We start from the raw sequence: 15,114 nt of genomic DNA on the forward strand, positions 1-15,114 counted from the left end.
TGTAGGTGCGGCTTCAGCCGCATGGGCTTTGCGTTGTCCCGGGCCTGGCCGGCAGCTGCCGACCTTGAGAAAGCCGGCGCGTCACCTCGCTCAGTCCGCCTCCAGCCGGTAGCGTTCCAGCCAGTGGGCATAGGGCGCCGGTAGCACCCACGAGGGTTTGGCCACGCCCAGCTTTTTTGCCAGCGCATAGGGGTAGTGTGGGTTGGCGAGCAAGGCACGGCCGATCATCACCAGATCCATCTGCCCTTCGGCCACCACGCGTTCGGCATCGCTGGCGCGTTCGATGCCCCAGCTCGAGGCCACCGACAGGCCGGTTTCGCGCTTCACGCGCGCCGCGATCGGGGCGAGGAAGGCCGGGCCCCAGGGCACCTGGGCTTCCGGCGTGCAGAAGTTGACGCTCACATTCAGCAGGTCCAGCCCGCCCGCCCTGAATTCACGCACCAGCTGGATGGAGTCCGCCAGGGTTTCCTCGTCGCGGCCGTCGTATTCGATCACCCCGAAGCGGGCTGTGAGCGGCAGGTTTTCGGGCCATTCGCCGCGCACCGCGGCCAGGGTTTCGAGCAGGAAGCGGGCTCGGCCGGCATGCTCGCCGCCGTAGCCATCCGTGCGCTGGTTGGCATGCGGCGAGAAAAAGCTCTGGGCGAGATAGCCGTGGGCGAAGTGCAGCTCCAGCCACTCGAAGCCGGCTTCGCGGGCACGGCGCGCGGCGGTGGCGAAGTCGCCGGTGACGCGGGCGATATCGGCCAGCGTCATTGCCTTCGGCACGCGTAGCAGGTTGGCGCCGAAGGCGCTGGCCGAGGGCGAGAGGGTGTCCCAGGCGCGGGCGTCGCCGGCCGGGATATGGTCGTCGCCCTCCCAGGGCCGGTTGGCACTGGCCTTGCGGCCGGCGTGGCCGATCTGGATGCCGGGCACTGCGCCGGCGGCCTTGATGGCGGCTGCAATGCGTGCCAGTTCGGTGCCTTGGGCATCGTTCCACAATCCCAGGCAGGCTGGGGTGATGCGGCCTTCGGGTGACACGGCGGTGGCTTCGACGATGACCAGACCTGCACCGCCACGTGCGAGACCGGTGTAGTGGGCGAGATGCCAGTCGTTGGCGAGGCCGTCGCTGGCGCTGTACTGACACATCGGCGGTACGGCGATGCGATTGCGTAGGGCGACGTCCTTGAGCTGGAAGGGGGAGAACAGGGCTGACATGGTGTGTCCTGAGCGGAAAGGTGAACGGGAAAGCCCCGGCATCCGCCGGGGCCTGGTTATCACGCGGATAATGGCTTACTTGGCCTCGCGCAGCGCCTGCAGCACCAGCTCGGCGACCTTGGCGGAGGAGGCCGGGTTCTGACCGGTGACAAGGCGGCCGTCGCGTACGGCGAAGGGCTGGAAGTCCGGGCCGCTCTCATAGTGAGCGCCGAGGGCGCGGATGCGTGTTTCGAGTGCGAAGGGCACGCTCTTGTCCATGCCGGCAGCGACTTCCTCGGTATTGCTGAAGGCGGCCACACGGCGCCCGGCCACCAACGGCTGGCCCTTTTCGTCCTTTGCGTTCACGAGCCCGGCCGGGCCGTGGCAAACCGCTGCCACGATCTTGCCCTCGCCCCAGGCCGTGCTCACCAGGCGTGCCAGTGTGTCGCTCGTGGGCAGATCCCACATCGTGCCGTGGCCGCCGGGCATGAAGACCGCGTCATAGTCGGCGGCGGCGAGGCCATCGATTTTTATCGAGGTGGCGAGGCGCGTGCGCAGCGCTTCATCCTGCAGGTAGCGCTCGACGCTGGCCGGATTTTTGCCGACGGCTTCGATGGAGTGTGGGTCGACCGGTACCTGGCCGCCAGCGATGGAGGCCACTTCGACCTGCGCGCCGGCATCGACGAAGGCGTAGTAAGGGGTGGTGAATTCCTCCAGCCACAGGCCGGTGGATTGGCCGCTGGTGCCGGCCGTGGCGTGAGAGGTGAGGATCACGAGGATCTTGAAAACGGGGCTCATGCGGATCTCCTGAAGGCAGGTTTGTTTAACCCCTTCAGCCTACGAGCCTGCGGACTTTAGATAAACTGATAGATCCTTATTGAATCCATAAGAGTTCATTGTGTTCAGCCCGCAGTGGATCCACACCTTTCTGGCCATCGCCGAGAGCGGCAGCTTCACCCGTGCTGCCGAGCACCTGGGCCTCACTCAGGCAGCGGTGAGCCAGCATGTGCGCCAGCTCGAGATGCAGCTCGGGTCCTTGCTGCTGCGCCGCCCGCGCGCACTGGAACTCACGCCGGCTGGCCTGGCCTTCCTCGACTACTGCAGGGATGTTGAGCAGGCCGGCCGGCGTCTGCAGGTGCGTCTCGCCGACGCCGAGGCCTTCAGCGGCGAGGTGGGCCTGACAACCCCGGGCAGTGTTGGCCTGGCCCTGCACGGCCCGTTGTTGGTGCTGCAGGCGGCGCATCCCGGGCTGGTGATCCGTCATCGCTTCGCACCCGATACCGAGATCCTCGCGGCCCTGCTGGAGAAGCAGTACGACTTCGGCGTGGTGACCCTGCGCCCGGATGACCCGCGTTTTGCTGCCAGCGAATTTGCCGCAGAGGTGCTGGAGCTGGTCGTGCCGGCCGGAGTGGCGGTCGAGCAGTGGGAAGACCTCGTGCGCCTCGGCTTCATCGAGCATCCGGATGGCCCGGCGATGGCCACCCGGCTGCTCAGCCGGGCCTTCCCGGCCAATCCGGGGGTGCGCAGCCTGCCGCGTCATGGCTACATCAATCAGGTCAGCCTGATCCTCGACGCGGTGGCGCAGGGCTTCGGCTTCACGGTGATCCCGCGCCATGCTCGCCAGGCCTATGCCCAGCCGGCGGCGATCAGCGTGGCCCTGAGCGGCGAAGCCTATCCGCTGTGGCTGGTGCAGCGCGCCGAATGGCCCCTGTCGGCGCGGGCCAGCTTCGTGCTGGAGCAGTTGCGCGTCGCGATGCGGGAGGCTTGAGGGCGGCAGGCAAAGCCAGATATCTATCCAGCTTATGTGTTGAATGCTTTTTTTCGATTTGATTGATATCTCGCGGATTCGCATGATGTGAACACGGCCTGCTACCCGACCGGGTGCCAGGTTCCCTCACACAAGGAATCCCGCATGAACGAGATCTTCTGGCCGCAAGGCTATGTCCCCGGCTTCACCGACAACTTCGCCTCCAATGAAATGATCGTGGCCGGCCTCAGCGTGGCCGAGGTCTGGCCCTTCCTGAACACCCCCGCGCGCTGGCCCAGCTACTACGCCAATTCGGCCAATGTGCGCTTCTACGATGGCAAGGGCCCCGAGTTGGAAGACGGTGTCCGCTTCTATTTCGAGACCTTCGGTTTCCCGGTCGAGGCGCAGGTGGTGGAACACGTTGCGCCCAAGGCCGGCGAGCCGGCACGCGTGGCCTGGCATGGCTGGGCGGGCAGCACGCAGGAAGATCGCCTCGATGTGCATCACGCCTGGCTGCTCGAAGACCTCGCCGGTGGCCGGGTGCGTATCCTGACCCAGGAGACCCAGTGCGGCGAACCGGCCAAGGCGCTTGCTGCGGCCGAGCCGAACCCGATGATCAATGGCCACGATCAATGGCTCAAGGGCATGGTGGCGGCAGCGCTGAAGGCGAAGGGCTGAACATGGCACGCATCGCTTTTCTGGGTCTGGGCGCCATGGGCAGCCGCATGGCCGCTAATCTGCTCAAGGCCGGTCATGCACTGACGGTGTGGAATCGCAGCCCGCAGGCCGCCGAAGCACTGGTCCAGGCAGGTGCGCGGCTCGCTGCCAGTCCGGCCGAGGCGGCTGTCGAGGCTGATTTCGTGATTGCCATGTTGCGCGGCGATGAGGCCTCCCGCGCCGTGTGGTGCGATCCGGAGTCGGGTGCGTTCAGCACGATGGCGACCGGCGCTGTGGCGATCGAGAGTTCCACCCTGTCGCTGGAAGGCGTCCGCGCTTTGGGCGAGGCGGCTCAGCTGCGCGGCATAGCCCTGCTTGACGCCCCTGTTTCGGGATCACGCCCGGCGGCCGAGGCCGGCAAGCTGGTTTATCTGGCGGGGGGCGAGGCGGCTGTTTTAGGCCGGGCCGAAGCCGTTCTGGGTGCCATGGGCGCGGCCATCCGGCATGTTGGTCCGCTCGGTGCCGGTTGCATGGCGAAGCTGGCGACCAACGCCTTGCTGGGCATCCAGGTCACCGCACTGGCTGAGCTGATCGGCTGGCTGCAGCGCAGTGGCGTTGACGCGGCCCAGGTTCTGCAGGCGGTCGCCGCCACGCCGGTATGGTCACCGGTGGCGCAGGTGCTGGCGGGCAGCATGTTGCAACAGGATTTCCGGCCACAGTTCCCGGTCGAGCTGATCGAGAAGGACTTTGCCTATCTGCTGGCTGCTGTCGGCGCTGAAGAGGCCGCCCCGACGTTTGCTGCGGCCCGTGGGGTGTTTCAGCGTGGCATCGGGCAGGGCCTCGGGGGCCAGAACATGACGGCAGTTGCCAACTTGTTCAGCCCGGCGTAGCGGGCTTCTGCTCCGGCCACTGGAAGCGGTAGCCGACGCCGTAGATGGAGTGGATCGGGTCGCTGCCGCAGGCCGTACCGAGCTTTCGGCGCAGGTTCTTGATGTGGCTGTCCACGGTGCGGTCGGTCACCGCGCGGTGATCATCGTGGAGCTGATCGAGCAGTTGCTCGCGACTGAAGACCTGCCCCGGTGCTGCGGCCAGCACCCGTAGCAGGCGGAACTCGGCCGGGGTGAGATCCAGCAGCTGCCCATCGAGGCTGGCCTGCCAGGCGCCGTCGTCGATGCGCAGCTGTGGCGTGCTGGGCAGGGCGGTAACCCGGCCCTGAGCCCGGCGCAGCTGGGCGCGCACGCGGGCCATCACTTCGCGTGGGCTGAAGGGCGTCTTGCCGATGTAGTCGTCGGCACCGCCATCCAGGCCGGCGAGGCGGTCCGCTTCTTCGCTGCGGGCCGTGAGCATGATGATCGGCACCGCGCAGAAGGCGCGCAGGGCGCGGCAGACGGCGAGGCCGTCGAGCCCCGGCAGCATCAGGTCGAGCAGGATCAGGTCCGGCGGGCTGGCGCGCACCACCGCCTCCACCCCGGAGCCTTCGGCCAGATGGCGCGGGTGGTGGCCTTCGGCGCGCAGGTAGTCCAGCAGCAGGCCAGCCATTTTCGGTTCGTCCTCGACGACCAGGATGTTGGCCGGCCGGGGCGCGTTCATGCGCCACTCCGCGCCAACGGCAGCCGGATCGTGATGGCCAGGCCACCGAGGCTGGAGGCGGTCGCTTCGATCTGGCCGTCGTGGGCCTGCACGATGTTGCGGCAGATCGCCAGGCCGAGGCCGGCACCGCCACTGGCGCGGTTGCGTGAGCCTTCGACACGGTAGAAGCGGTCGAACAGGCGCGGCAACAGTTCCACGGCCACCCCCGGTGCCGAATCCTCACAGCGCAAGATGGCTTCGGCTGGGTGGCCAGTGGTGTCGAGGCGCCATTGCAGCTGCCCACCGGAATCGGTGTAGCGGCAGCTGTTTTCGAGCAGGTTGTGGAGCAGCTGGCGCAGGCGGGCCGGGTCGGCGAAGACCATCACCGGCTGCGTTGGCAGCGCGCACTGCAGCTGCAATGCGTGCTGGGCCAGACGTGGCGCACAGCGCTCGGTCACTTCGGCCACGCAGGCGGCGAGATCGATGTTTTCCTTGCGATAGGCAAGGGCGGCGACATCGGTGAGGGCCAGATCGTTGAGGTCGGTGACCAGCTTGTTGAGCTGGCCGACTTCGCTCTGCAGCGAGTGCAGGGCTTCGCGGCTGAAGGGGCGGATGCCGTCCTCGATGGCTTCCAGCTCGCCGTGCAGGATGCCCAGCGGGGTGCGTAGCTCATGGGCGATGTCGGCCATGAATTCGCGCCTGAGGGTTTCGTTGCGCTCCAGCGTGAGGGCGAGGTGATTGAAGTCGCGCGAGAGCTGGCCGACTTCGTCCTCGCCGATCTCGGGCACGCGGCGGGCATAGTTGCCGCCCGCCAGTTCGTGGGTGGCCCGGGCCACCCGGCGGATCGGCAGGAGTACGGCGCGTGCCACCCACCAGGCAATTGCGGCGGCGAGCAGGATGGCGGCCGCCACAATGAGCCAGGTGGCACGCTGCTGGGCGCGCTCGAAGCGCTGCGCGCCGACTTCGGTGACGCTCTGGAAGCGCGCCAGCGAGAGCCAGCCGACGATCTGGCCGTTCACCCGGATCGGCCGCTCGATGCGGTCGTCATCAATCTGGCCGGGGTAGCCGATCACGAAGAGGCGCTCGGCATCGAGCAGGGTGACGCGCAGGAAGGCGCCGGTCAGATCCGAGATCGGTGGTGCCTCGTGTTCGGCGTGCAGATCGTCGTCCGCATTCCTGATCATCAGGCGGATCCAGTTGCGCGGCTGCTCGCGCAGGAACTCCCAGCTGCCGTGTTCGGCGTAAGCCGCTTCGAGGCGCGGCAGGGCGCTGTCGATGCGCTCGATGGCAAGCTTGTTCAGATAGCCGAGGAAGCCGTGGCTGAAGCTGCGGTGCGAGGCAAAGCCCGCGGCAACGACCGCCGCAGCGGCCACAGCCAGCACGGCGATGAAGAGTCGGGTCGAGATGGACATGCGCGCTAGCCGGTTCATGCCTGAATTGGAGCGCCTGGCTGGCATTCTGGCAAGCGCGGCGGCCACATCGGGCGGTTTTTTCGCATCTTCAATATCGCTCCACAATTGCCGCGCAAGCTCGGTGCCATCCCTGAACAAAGCCGGATTGCGCCATGTACAAGATTTCCTTCCCCACTCGCCCGGGCCTCTTCCTGGGCCTCCTGGCCTGCAGCGTGCTGGCCGCCTGCGACGGTGCTGGCTCGCAAGCCGCCTCGGCCGCTGCCACGCCGCCGCAGGTGGGCGTGTTCACCGTGGCCGCTGCTGACACTACGGTCAGCACCGAACTCGCGGGGCGCGTAGCGGCCCGGGTCAGCGCCGAGATCCGCCCGCAGGTGGGTGGCATCCTGGCCCAACGTTTGTTCACCGAAGGCGAATCCGTGAAGGCGGGCCAGGTGCTCTACCAGATCGAGGCCTCCAGTTACGAGGCGGCGTATGCCAGTGCCAAGGCAACGCTGGCCAAGGCCGAGGCCACCCTCAAGGCTTCAGCCGTGACGGCCAAGCGCAATGAAGGCCTGGCACGCATCGAGGCGATCAGCCAGCAGGTGGCGGACGATAGCCAGGCTGCTGTGGAAGAGAACCAGGCCGCGGTGGACGTAGCCAAGGCGGCACTGGACACGGCGCGCATCAATCTTGAGCACACCCGTATCACCTCACCGATCAGCGGCCGCGTCGATCTCTCCGCGGTCACGCCTGGCGCGCTGCTCACCGCAGGCCAGACCACGGCGCTGACCACGGTGCGTCAGCTCGATCCGGTGGTGGTGGACGTCAAGCAATCGAGCGCCGAGCTGCTGCGCTTGCGCCAGGAACTCAAGGCGGCCAGCCCGCGCACGCGTGGCCAGGAGGTGGCGGTGAAGCTGTTGCTGGAAGACGGCAGTACCTACGCCCAGAGCGGCCGCCTGCAGTTCGACGGGGTCAGCGTGGACGAGAGCACCGGCATGGTGACCCTGCGCGCCCTGGTGCCCAATCCGGACGGTGTGCTGCTGCCCGGCATGTATGTGCGGGCGGTGGTGGAAGCCGGCAAGCTGGAGCAGGCCCTGCTGGTGCCTCAGGAAGCGGTGAGCCGCAAGGCCTCCGGCGAGGCCAGCACGCTGGTGGTGGACCGCGATGGTCGTGTTGCTACGCGTAAAGTCACGCTGGGGCGTGCGGTGGGCAACCGCTGGCTGGTGACTGGCGGGCTGCAGCCGGGCGAGCAGGTGATTGTCGAAGGCAGCAAGAAGGTCAGTGTCGGCGAGCTGGTCAAGCCGGTCACGCCTGCGGCCACCGTGGCCAGCAAGCGCTGAGGAGGCCGATCCATGTCACGTTTCTTCATCGACCGCCCGATCTTTGCTTGGGTCATTGCGATTGTCATCATGCTGGCCGGCGCTGGCGCGATCAGCCAGCTCTCTCTTGAGCAGTATCCGGACATCTCGCCTACCCGCATCTCGATCAAGACCACCTATCCCGGCGCTTCGGCCGAAACCATCGAGAACTCGGTGACCCAGGTCATCGAGCAGCAGATGACCGGCCTCGATCACCTCACCTACATCTCCTCCAAGAGCCAGTCCGACGGCAGTGCCCGCGTCGAGCTGAGCTTCGAGGCCGGCACCGATCCGGATGTGGCCCAGATGCAGGTGCAGAACAAGCTTCAGCAGGCTGAATCGCAGCTGCCCGACGCGGTGCAGGATCAGGGCTTGACGGTTACCAAGTCCAGTTCGGATTTCATGCTGGTGCTGAACCTGATCTCGGAGGATCCGGCCGTGACCTCCACCGATATCGCCAACTACATCGCTACCAGCCTGAAGGACACCCTGAGCCGCATCGACGGCGTGGGCGAGGCCCAGGCGCTTGGCTCTGGCTATGCCATGCGGATCTGGCTGGATCCGGCCAAGATGCAGAAGTACGCCCTGATGCCTTCCGACATCAGCAGTGCCCTGAGCGCGCAGAACACCGAAGTGTCGGCCGGCCAGGTTGGCGCGCTGCCGGCGGCCGAAGGCCAGAGCCTGAACGCCACGATCACGGCGCGCAGCAAGCTCAAGTCGGTGGATCAGTTTGCCCGGGTCATCATCAAGTCCGCCGCCGACGGCGCTGTGGTGCGCCTGTCCGATGTGGCCCGCATCGAGCTCGGCCGCGAGAGCTATACCGTGAGCACGCGTTACAACGGCCACCCCTCTGCCGGTCTTGGCATCACCCTGTCCTCCGGTGCCAACGCGCTGAAGGTCGCCGCTGCCGTGAAGGCCAAGATTGCCGAGTTGCAGCCCTTCTTTCCGGACAAGATGCAGGCCGTGGTGGCCTATGACACCACGCCCTTCGTGAGGATCTCGATCGAGGAAGTGGTCAAGACCCTGCTCGAAGCGCTCGCGCTGGTGGTACTGATCATGTACCTGTTCATGCAGAACCTGCGCGCCACGCTGATTCCGGCGGTGGCCGTGCCGGTAGTGCTGCTGGGCACCTTCGGGGTGCTGGCGGCCTTCGGCTACTCGATCAACACCCTCACCATGTTCGGCCTGGTGCTGGCCATCGGCCTGCTCGTGGATGACGCCATCGTGGTGGTCGAAAACGTCGAGCGGATCATGAGCGAGGAGGGGCTCTCGCCGCGCGAGGCCACCCAGAAATCGATGGGCCAGATCACCGGCGCACTGATCGGCATCTCGCTGGTGCTCTCGGCGGTGTTCATCCCGATGGCATTTTTTGGTGGCTCCACCGGCGTGATCTACCGTCAATTCACGATCACCATCGTGTCGGCCATGGTCTTGTCTGTCGTGGTTGCACTGACGCTTACACCGGCCTTGTGCGCCACGTTGCTGGAGGCCATCCCGCAGGGCGGCCATGTCAGCCACAAAGGTTGGCTGGGGCGTTTCTTCGGCGGCTTCAACAAGGGCTTCCTGCAGGGCAGCGAGGGCTGCCGTACAGGGGTGGCGGGTTTGCTCGGCCGGCGTGGCCTGGGCGTGCTGGCCTATCTGCTGCTGGTGGCGCTGACGGCGCTGCTGTTCAAGGTCTTGCCGACTTCCTTTTTGCCCGATGAAGATCAGGGCACCCTGATGGCCCAGATCAAGCTGCCGGCCGGCTCTACCAACGAGCGCCTGATGAAATCGCTGACGAGCTTCGAGCATTACCTCTCGCAGCAATCCGAAGTGAAGGCCTACATGACGGTGACCGGCATCGATGGCGACCAGGCCTCGGCGCGCGCCTTCATCATGCTCAAGGACTGGAGCGAGCGCACGGCCAAGGGGCAGGACGCCGCCAGCCTGGTGCGCCGTTATTCGCAGGAACTCGGCACCGAGATGCAGGATGCCACAGTCTTCATGCTGCAGCCGCCGGCCGTGCGCGGCCTCGGTTCCAACTCCGGCTTCGACGTGCAGCTGCAGGATCTTGGCGGCCTCGGCCACGAGGCGCTGACGGCCGCCCGCGACCAGTTCCTGCGCCTGGCCCGGCAGAGCAAGCTGCTGGCCCAGACGCGCAGCAACAACCTCGATGACACGCCGCAGCTGCAGGTGGACATCGATGATGCCAAGGCTGTGGCCCAGCGCCTCTCAGCGGGTGATGTGAACAGCACCCTGTCCTATGCCATGGGCGGCAAGTATGTGAATGACTTCATCTACGACGGACGCATCAAGAAGGTCTACATCCAGGCCGACGCAGCTTTCCGAATGAGCCCGGACAGCGTGCAGAACTGGTTCGTGCGCAATGCCAATGACGACATGGTGCCCTTCTCGGCCTTCTCTGCCGCGCACTGGAGCTACGGCTCGCCGCAGCTCACGCGCTACAACGGCCTGTCGTCCTTCGAGCTGGTTGGCGATCCCGCCCGGGGCGTAAGCTCCGGCACCGCGATGGCCGAGGTCGAGCGTATCGTGGCCCAGCTGCCGCGCGGCATCGGCTACGAATGGACCGGTGCGTCCTATCAGGAACGCCTCTCCGGCCAGCAGGCGCCGCTGCTCTACGCGGTTTCGATCCTGTTTGTGTTCCTGTGCCTGGCCGCCCTCTACGAGAGCTGGTCGGTGCCCTTCTCGGTGGTGCTGGTGGTGCCGTTGGGCGTGCTCGGTGCGGTGTTTGCGAGCTGGCTCGCCGGGCAGCACAACGATGTCTATTTCCAGGTCGGCCTGCTGACCACCGTGGGCCTCTCGGCGAAGAACGCGATCCTCATCGTCGAGTTCGCCAAGACCCTCGAGGAGCAGGGCCTGCGCCTGCTTGACGCCACCCTCGAAGCGCTGCGCCTGCGCCTGCGCCCGATCATCATGACCTCGCTGGCCTTCATGTTCGGCGTGCTGCCGCTGGCCCTGTCCACCGGTGCCGGCTCGGCAAGCCGCCGTGCCATCGGCGTCGGTGTGCTTGGCGGGATGGTCTCGGCCACCCTGCTCGGCGTGTTCTTCATCCCCCTCTTCTATGTGCTGGTGCGCAGTATCTTCAAGCGCCGCGCCCCGGCCACCGCCCCTGCGGAGATTGCATCGTGAGTGCCCTGAAACCCCTGCTGAACCACGCCCCGCGCGTGCTCCCCCTGCTCCTCGGCCTGAGCCTTGCGGCCTGCGTCAATCTCGCGCCGCAATACGAGCGCCCTGCGGCTCCGGTGCCGGCCAGCCTGGGCGGCGCAGCCGTCAGCGGCAGCGCCGCGCTGACGGCCAGTGAGGTGGTCGATAGTGACTGGCAGGCGGTGATCGTCGACGCCCGTCTGCGCGCCGTGATCCGTCTCGCCCTGGAGCAGAACCGCGACCTGCGCGTGGCCCTGGCGAATGTCGACAAGGCCCGCGCTACCTACCGTGTGCAGCGTGCCGACCAGCTGCCGAGCCTCAATGGCACGGCCAGCGCGAGCCGCGAGCACACCTCGAAAACCGCCAGCAGCTCCGGCCAGGCTGCCACGAGCTCCAGCTTCAAGGCCCAGCTGGGCATCAGCAGCTTCGAGCTGGACCTCTTCGGGCGCGTCCAGAACCTCAGCGAAGCGGCCTTGCAGACCTATCTGGGGCTCGAGGAAACCCGCCGCGCCACCCGCCTGAGCCTGGTTGCAGAAGTTGCCACGGCCTGGCTGACGCTTGCCGCGGACCAGCAGCAGCTGGCCCTCGCGCAAGCCACCCTGGCGTCCCGCGAGCGGAGCCTGAGCCTGATGCAGCAGGCCAAGGCTCTTGGCGGTGAATCCGGCCCCAACCTCGCCTCGGCCCGCGCCAGTCGCGAAGCCGCCCGCGCCAGCGTGGCCAGCTATGCCAGCAGTGTTGGCCAGGATCGCACCGCACTGGAGCTCCTGGTCGGCACCCGTCTTGGTGAAGAGCTGCTGCCGCCGGCCGGAACGGGCGAGGAGGCCGAGCGTGCCGCGCAACTGCTCAGCGTGCCGGCCGAACTCTCCTCGGAAGTGCTGCTGCGCCGGCCGGATGTGCTGGCCGCCGAGCACACCCTGCGGGCCGACAACGCCAACATCGGCGCGGCCCGCGCGGCCTTCTTCCCGAGCATCTCGCTGACCGCCGCTGGGGGCAGCAGCAGCCGTGCGCTGGGTGATCTGTTCAGCTCGGGGAGCGGCGCCTGGAGCTTTGCGCCCGCGATCAGCCTGCCGATCTTTGATGCCGGTGCCAACCGCGCCACCCTCGATGCTCGCAAGGCCCAGCAGGCGGCCGATATTGCCAGCTATGAAAAAGCCATCCAGACCGCTTTTGCCGAAGTGGCCGATGCACTCACGGTGCGCAGCCATGTTGCTGAGCAGCTCGACGCGCAGCGCGAGTACGTGGCCGCCAGCCAGCAGGCCCTGGATTTCGCCACCGAACTCTATCGCCAAGGCAGCGGCAGCTACCTCGATGTGCTGGTGGCCCAGCGCGCGCTGTTCACCGCGCAGCAGAGCCTGATCAGCCTGCGTCTGGCCGAGCAGAGCAACCGCATCACCCTGTTCAAGGTGCTCGGTGGAGGCAGCGCGGAGAGCGGGGGCGCGGCGGGTTGAGTCACGAACCCTCTTTTGGGCTCGGCTTCAGCGGTGGCGGCCCTCCAGCGGTGGGCGCGGCGTGAAGCAGCAGACCTTGCCGGCTTCATCCAGCTGTACTTTGCAGGCGCTGGCGAGTTGCCTCCTGAGGCGCTGGCGGGCGCGCTGCACGCGTGATTTGGCCCCGGGCAGGCTGATGCCGAGGCGGGCGGCGTAGTCGGCCTGACTCATGCCCTCGATGTCGCAACAGGTGATGGCGTCACGGTCGGCCGGTGAGAGTTCGCCAAGTACGCGCGGCAGGCACTGGGCGAGGCTGTCGACGGCCGCTGGCTCGTCATGCTCGAGTTGCAGATCGTCCGGCAGCTCGATGCTGTCGTGCTGGCGGCGCAGCTGGTCGCTGAGGGTGTTGCGTGCCACCGCGAAGAGCCAGGCACGCGGGTTCTCCAGCGTGCAGAAGTGCTGGCCCTGGCGCAGGGCCTTGAGGAACACGTCCTGCAGCAGATCCTCGGCCAGTGCCTTGTCGTGCAGCTGATGAACCAGCCAGCCGCGCAGCGCATGTTCATGGGCATGCCAGGCGGTGAGCAGACAGGGGACGGCAGCGCTCTCGTTCATGCTACTGAGCGTAGTCGAGGGCGGCGCCAGCGTCCCTGAGCCAGCGCAGCTTTACTTGAGGCGCTGACCGTCCGCATCGACCACCGCTTCGCCGTCTTCCTTGCTGAAGGCGCCTTGCTGGGCGGCGGGCAGGATGTCCAGCACCACTTCGGAGGGTCGGCACAGGCGGGTGCCTTGCTCGGTAACGACGAAGGGGCGGTTGAGCAGAATAGGGTGCTGAACGATGAAATCCAGCAGCGCTTCGTCGCTGAAGCGGTCTTCCTTGAGGCCCAGTGTTTCGTAGGGCTCGCACTTGTCGCGCAGGGCGGCGCGCACCGTGAGGCCGGCATCCGCGATGAGCTTGACGAGGGTGGCGCGATCCGGCGGGGTTTGCAGGTACTCGATCACGGTGGGTTCGATGCCGGCATTGCGGATCATGGCGAGGGTGTTGCGCGAGGTGCCGCAGGCGGGGTTGTGATAGATCGTTGTCATGGTCTCGGGAGGCGTAGGAGCGGCTTCAGCCGCGAATGGGTGTAGGGCGGGTTTTAACCCGCCATCCACGAAGGGTGTGCGACTGAAGTCGCACCTGCGGCCGCATCTGCGGAAAACTCAGGTTTGTTCTTGTTCGTACCAGCCCTTGCTGGCATTCACGATGCGTACCACGAGCAACATCACCGGCACTTCGATCAGCACGCCGACCACGGTGGCCAGCGCGGCGCCGGATTCGAAGCCGTAGAGGCTGATCGCGGCGGCTACCGCCAGCTCGAAGAAGTTGCTCGCGCCGATCAGGGCCGAGGGGCAGGCCACATTGTGCTTTTCGCCGAGCTTGCGGTTGAGCCAATAGGCCAGCGCCGAATTGAAGAAGACCTGAATCAGGATCGGCACGGCGAGCAGTGCGATCACCAGCGGTTGCTCGATGATCGCGCGTCCCTGGAAAGCGAACAGCAGCACCAGCGTGGCGAGGAGCGCGCTGATCGACCAGGGGCCGATTTTTTCCAGCGCTGCGTCGAAGGCGGCCTGACCCTTCGCCAGCAGCGCGCGGCGGATCAGCTGGGCGAGGATCACCGGGATCACGATGTAGAGCACGACTGAGGTGAAAAGCGTGTCCCACGGCACCGAGATGCTCGCTACGCCGAGCAGCAGGCCCACCAGCGGGGCAAAGGCGAAGACCATGATCGTGTCATTCAAGGCGACCTGGCTCAGAGTGAACAGCGGCTCGCCGTTGGTGAGCCGGCTCCACACGAAGACCATCGCGGTGCAGGGCGCGGCAGCCAGCAGGATCAGGCCGGCGATGTAGCTGTCGAGCTGATCAGCGGGCAGCAGCGGCGCGAACACATTGCGGATGAAGAGCCAGCCGAGGAAGGCCATCGAGAAGGGCTTTACCAGCCAGTTTACGAACAGCGTCACGCCGATGCCGCGCACATGCTGGCGCACCTGATGCAGGGCACCGAAATCCACCTTGAGCAGCATCGGGATGATCATTACCCAGATCAGCAGGCCCACCGGCAGGTTGACCTGGGCGATTTCCATGCCGCCGACGGCTTGCACGGCAGCGGGGAAAGCCTGGCCGAGCAACACGCCAGCGAGGATGCAGAGGAAGACCCAGAGGGTGAGATAGCGTTCGAAGAGATTCATTTTTCGGAAGTCGTGAGTGGAGGGGCGTAGGGCGGACTTCAGTCCGCCGGCGTGCTCGGAGTGCGACTTAAGTTGCATCTACACAGGCTTGACGTTGGTTGTGGGCGGTGTTCAACAGCATTTTTGGCCCCCGCAGCAGTTTTCGCTGAGGAAACCGATCAGGTTGTTCATGCCGGCGAAATTCGCTGAGTAGTGGATGAAGCGACCGTCTTGCCGCGCCTTGATCAGGCCGGCTTGTGCCAGCGTCTTGAGGTGGAAGGACAGGGTGGCGTTGGCGAGGCCCAGGGCTTCGGCGATGCGGCTGACCGCAAGGCCGTCTTGCCCCTGCTGCACGAGCAGGCGGAAGATGGCCAGGCGGTGCTCCTGAGCGAGGGCAGCTAACTGACTGACGGCTTGATTGGTTTCCATATTTCCAATTGTAT

General features: G+C 66.4%; 14 protein-coding genes. 6 read left to right on the forward strand and 8 right to left on the reverse strand.

The genetic code is table 11. The features are described 5' to 3' along the window. Positions 1-90 precede the first annotated feature (90 nt). Positions 91-1,194, reverse strand: a complete 1,104-nt coding sequence (locus Q3Y64_RS10060) for an NADH:flavin oxidoreductase/NADH oxidase (RefSeq protein ID WP_101940542.1) — start codon at positions 1,192-1,194, stop codon at positions 91-93. 75 nt (positions 1,195-1,269) lie between these two features. After that, positions 1,270-1,971, reverse strand: coding sequence for a type 1 glutamine amidotransferase domain-containing protein (locus Q3Y64_RS10065; protein WP_303561485.1), 702 nt, complete (start codon positions 1,969-1,971; stop codon positions 1,270-1,272). Between the two features lie 100 nt (positions 1,972-2,071). Here Q3Y64_RS10065 and Q3Y64_RS10070 point away from each other — a divergent pair, with 100 nt between their 5' ends. The 3 genes from Q3Y64_RS10070 to Q3Y64_RS10080 all read left to right on the forward strand — a co-directional run bounded on the left by Q3Y64_RS10070 (position 2,072) and on the right by Q3Y64_RS10080 (position 4,467). Then, positions 2,072-2,941 carry a LysR family transcriptional regulator gene (locus Q3Y64_RS10070; protein ID WP_101940544.1) on the forward strand — a complete coding sequence of 290 codons (870 nt, stop codon included), beginning with the start codon at positions 2,072-2,074 and terminating at the stop codon, positions 2,939-2,941. Positions 2,942-3,085: 144 nt separating this feature from the next. After that, positions 3,086-3,598 (forward strand): polyketide cyclase, encoded by a 513-nt coding sequence (locus Q3Y64_RS10075; RefSeq protein WP_101940545.1) that lies wholly within the window; start codon positions 3,086-3,088, stop codon positions 3,596-3,598. Positions 3,599-3,600: 2 nt separating this feature from the next. Beyond that, positions 3,601-4,467: an NAD(P)-dependent oxidoreductase gene (locus Q3Y64_RS10080; protein WP_303561489.1), complete on the forward strand. Its 867-nt coding sequence runs from the start codon at positions 3,601-3,603 to the stop codon at positions 4,465-4,467. On the opposite strand, the gene Q3Y64_RS10085 is transcribed toward Q3Y64_RS10080, so the two are convergent. Together Q3Y64_RS10085 and Q3Y64_RS10090 are read right to left on the reverse strand one after the other, a co-directional pair. Then, positions 4,454-5,167: a winged helix-turn-helix domain-containing protein gene (locus Q3Y64_RS10085; RefSeq protein WP_303561491.1), complete on the reverse strand. Its 714-nt coding sequence runs from the start codon at positions 5,165-5,167 to the stop codon at positions 4,454-4,456. The two genes, Q3Y64_RS10080 and Q3Y64_RS10085, sit on opposite strands and share 14 nt — an antisense overlap. Then, on the reverse strand, positions 5,164-6,558 hold the full coding sequence (locus Q3Y64_RS10090) for an ATP-binding protein (protein WP_216821616.1): 1,395 nt from the start codon (positions 6,556-6,558) through the stop codon (positions 5,164-5,166). The genes Q3Y64_RS10085 and Q3Y64_RS10090 overlap by 4 nt, the downstream gene beginning before the upstream one ends. A gap of 152 nt (positions 6,559-6,710) precedes the next feature. On the opposite strand from Q3Y64_RS10090, the gene Q3Y64_RS10095 reads away from it, so the two are divergent. The 3 genes from Q3Y64_RS10095 to Q3Y64_RS10105 are packed head-to-tail and all read left to right on the forward strand — an operon-like array spanning position 6,711 to position 12,487. After that, a complete protein-coding gene (locus tag Q3Y64_RS10095; RefSeq protein ID WP_303561495.1) occupies positions 6,711-7,877 on the forward strand; it encodes an efflux RND transporter periplasmic adaptor subunit in 1,167 nt (388 codons plus the stop codon). A 12-nt stretch (positions 7,878-7,889) separates the two neighbouring features. Next, a complete protein-coding gene (locus tag Q3Y64_RS10100; protein WP_303561497.1) occupies positions 7,890-11,024 on the forward strand; it encodes an efflux RND transporter permease subunit in 3,135 nt (1,044 codons plus the stop codon). Beyond that, complete coding sequence (locus Q3Y64_RS10105; RefSeq protein WP_303561499.1) at positions 11,021-12,487, forward strand: efflux transporter outer membrane subunit; 1,467 nt, start codon at positions 11,021-11,023, stop codon at positions 12,485-12,487. Before Q3Y64_RS10100 ends, Q3Y64_RS10105 begins: the two co-directional genes overlap by 4 nt. A 27-nt stretch (positions 12,488-12,514) precedes the next feature. On the opposite strand, the gene Q3Y64_RS10110 is transcribed toward Q3Y64_RS10105, so the two are convergent. From Q3Y64_RS10110 to Q3Y64_RS10125, 4 genes are all read right to left on the reverse strand, one after another. Then, positions 12,515-13,078 carry a sigma-70 family RNA polymerase sigma factor gene (locus Q3Y64_RS10110; protein WP_303561501.1) on the reverse strand — a complete coding sequence of 188 codons (564 nt, stop codon included), beginning with the start codon at positions 13,076-13,078 and terminating at the stop codon, positions 12,515-12,517. A 51-nt stretch (positions 13,079-13,129) separates the two neighbouring features. Continuing rightward, the gene (gene arsC, locus Q3Y64_RS10115) at positions 13,130-13,549 is read right to left on the reverse strand and encodes an arsenate reductase (glutaredoxin) (protein ID WP_303561503.1); all 420 of its coding nucleotides are present in this window, start codon (positions 13,547-13,549) and stop codon (positions 13,130-13,132) included. A gap of 117 nt (positions 13,550-13,666) precedes the next feature. Further along, complete coding sequence (arsB, locus tag Q3Y64_RS10120) at positions 13,667-14,692, reverse strand: ACR3 family arsenite efflux transporter (RefSeq protein WP_303561505.1); 1,026 nt, start codon at positions 14,690-14,692, stop codon at positions 13,667-13,669. Positions 14,693-14,803: 111 nt separating this feature from the next. Then, entirely contained in the window at positions 14,804-15,100 is a 297-nt protein-coding gene (locus tag Q3Y64_RS10125) for a helix-turn-helix transcriptional regulator (RefSeq protein WP_303561507.1), read from the reverse strand. Positions 15,101-15,114 lie beyond the last annotated feature (14 nt).

This window comes from Uliginosibacterium sp. 31-12 (assembly GCF_030548425.1).
Classification (GTDB): Bacteria; Pseudomonadota; Gammaproteobacteria; order Burkholderiales; family Rhodocyclaceae; genus Uliginosibacterium; species Uliginosibacterium aquaticum.

Bases quoted from the DNA above. Each gene is read 5' to 3' on its own strand.
- Q3Y64_RS10085 (WP_303561491.1), bottom strand. From the start codon at position 5,167: ATGAACGCGCCCCGGCCGGCCAACATCCTGGTCGTCGAGGACGAACCG.
- Q3Y64_RS10075 (WP_101940545.1), top strand. From the start codon at position 3,086: ATGAACGAGATCTTCTGGCCGCAAGGCTATGTCCCCGGCTTCACCGAC.
- Q3Y64_RS10095 (WP_303561495.1), top strand. From the start codon at position 6,711: ATGTACAAGATTTCCTTCCCCACTCGCCCGGGCCTCTTCCTGGGCCTC.
- Q3Y64_RS10080 (WP_303561489.1), top strand. From the start codon at position 3,601: ATGGCACGCATCGCTTTTCTGGGTCTGGGCGCCATGGGCAGCCGCATG.
- Q3Y64_RS10060 (WP_101940542.1), bottom strand. From the start codon at position 1,194: ATGTCAGCCCTGTTCTCCCCCTTCCAGCTCAAGGACGTCGCCCTACGC.
- Q3Y64_RS10090 (WP_216821616.1), bottom strand. From the start codon at position 6,558: ATGTCCATCTCGACCCGACTCTTCATCGCCGTGCTGGCTGTGGCCGCT.
- arsB (WP_303561505.1), bottom strand. From the start codon at position 14,692: ATGAATCTCTTCGAACGCTATCTCACCCTCTGGGTCTTCCTCTGCATC.
- Q3Y64_RS10125 (WP_303561507.1), bottom strand. From the start codon at position 15,100: ATGGAAACCAATCAAGCCGTCAGTCAGTTAGCTGCCCTCGCTCAGGAG.
- arsC (WP_303561503.1), bottom strand. From the start codon at position 13,549: ATGACAACGATCTATCACAACCCCGCCTGCGGCACCTCGCGCAACACC.
- Q3Y64_RS10110 (WP_303561501.1), bottom strand. From the start codon at position 13,078: ATGAACGAGAGCGCTGCCGTCCCCTGTCTGCTCACCGCCTGGCATGCC.
- Q3Y64_RS10100 (WP_303561497.1), top strand. From the start codon at position 7,890: ATGTCACGTTTCTTCATCGACCGCCCGATCTTTGCTTGGGTCATTGCG.
- Q3Y64_RS10065 (WP_303561485.1), bottom strand. From the start codon at position 1,971: ATGAGCCCCGTTTTCAAGATCCTCGTGATCCTCACCTCTCACGCCACG.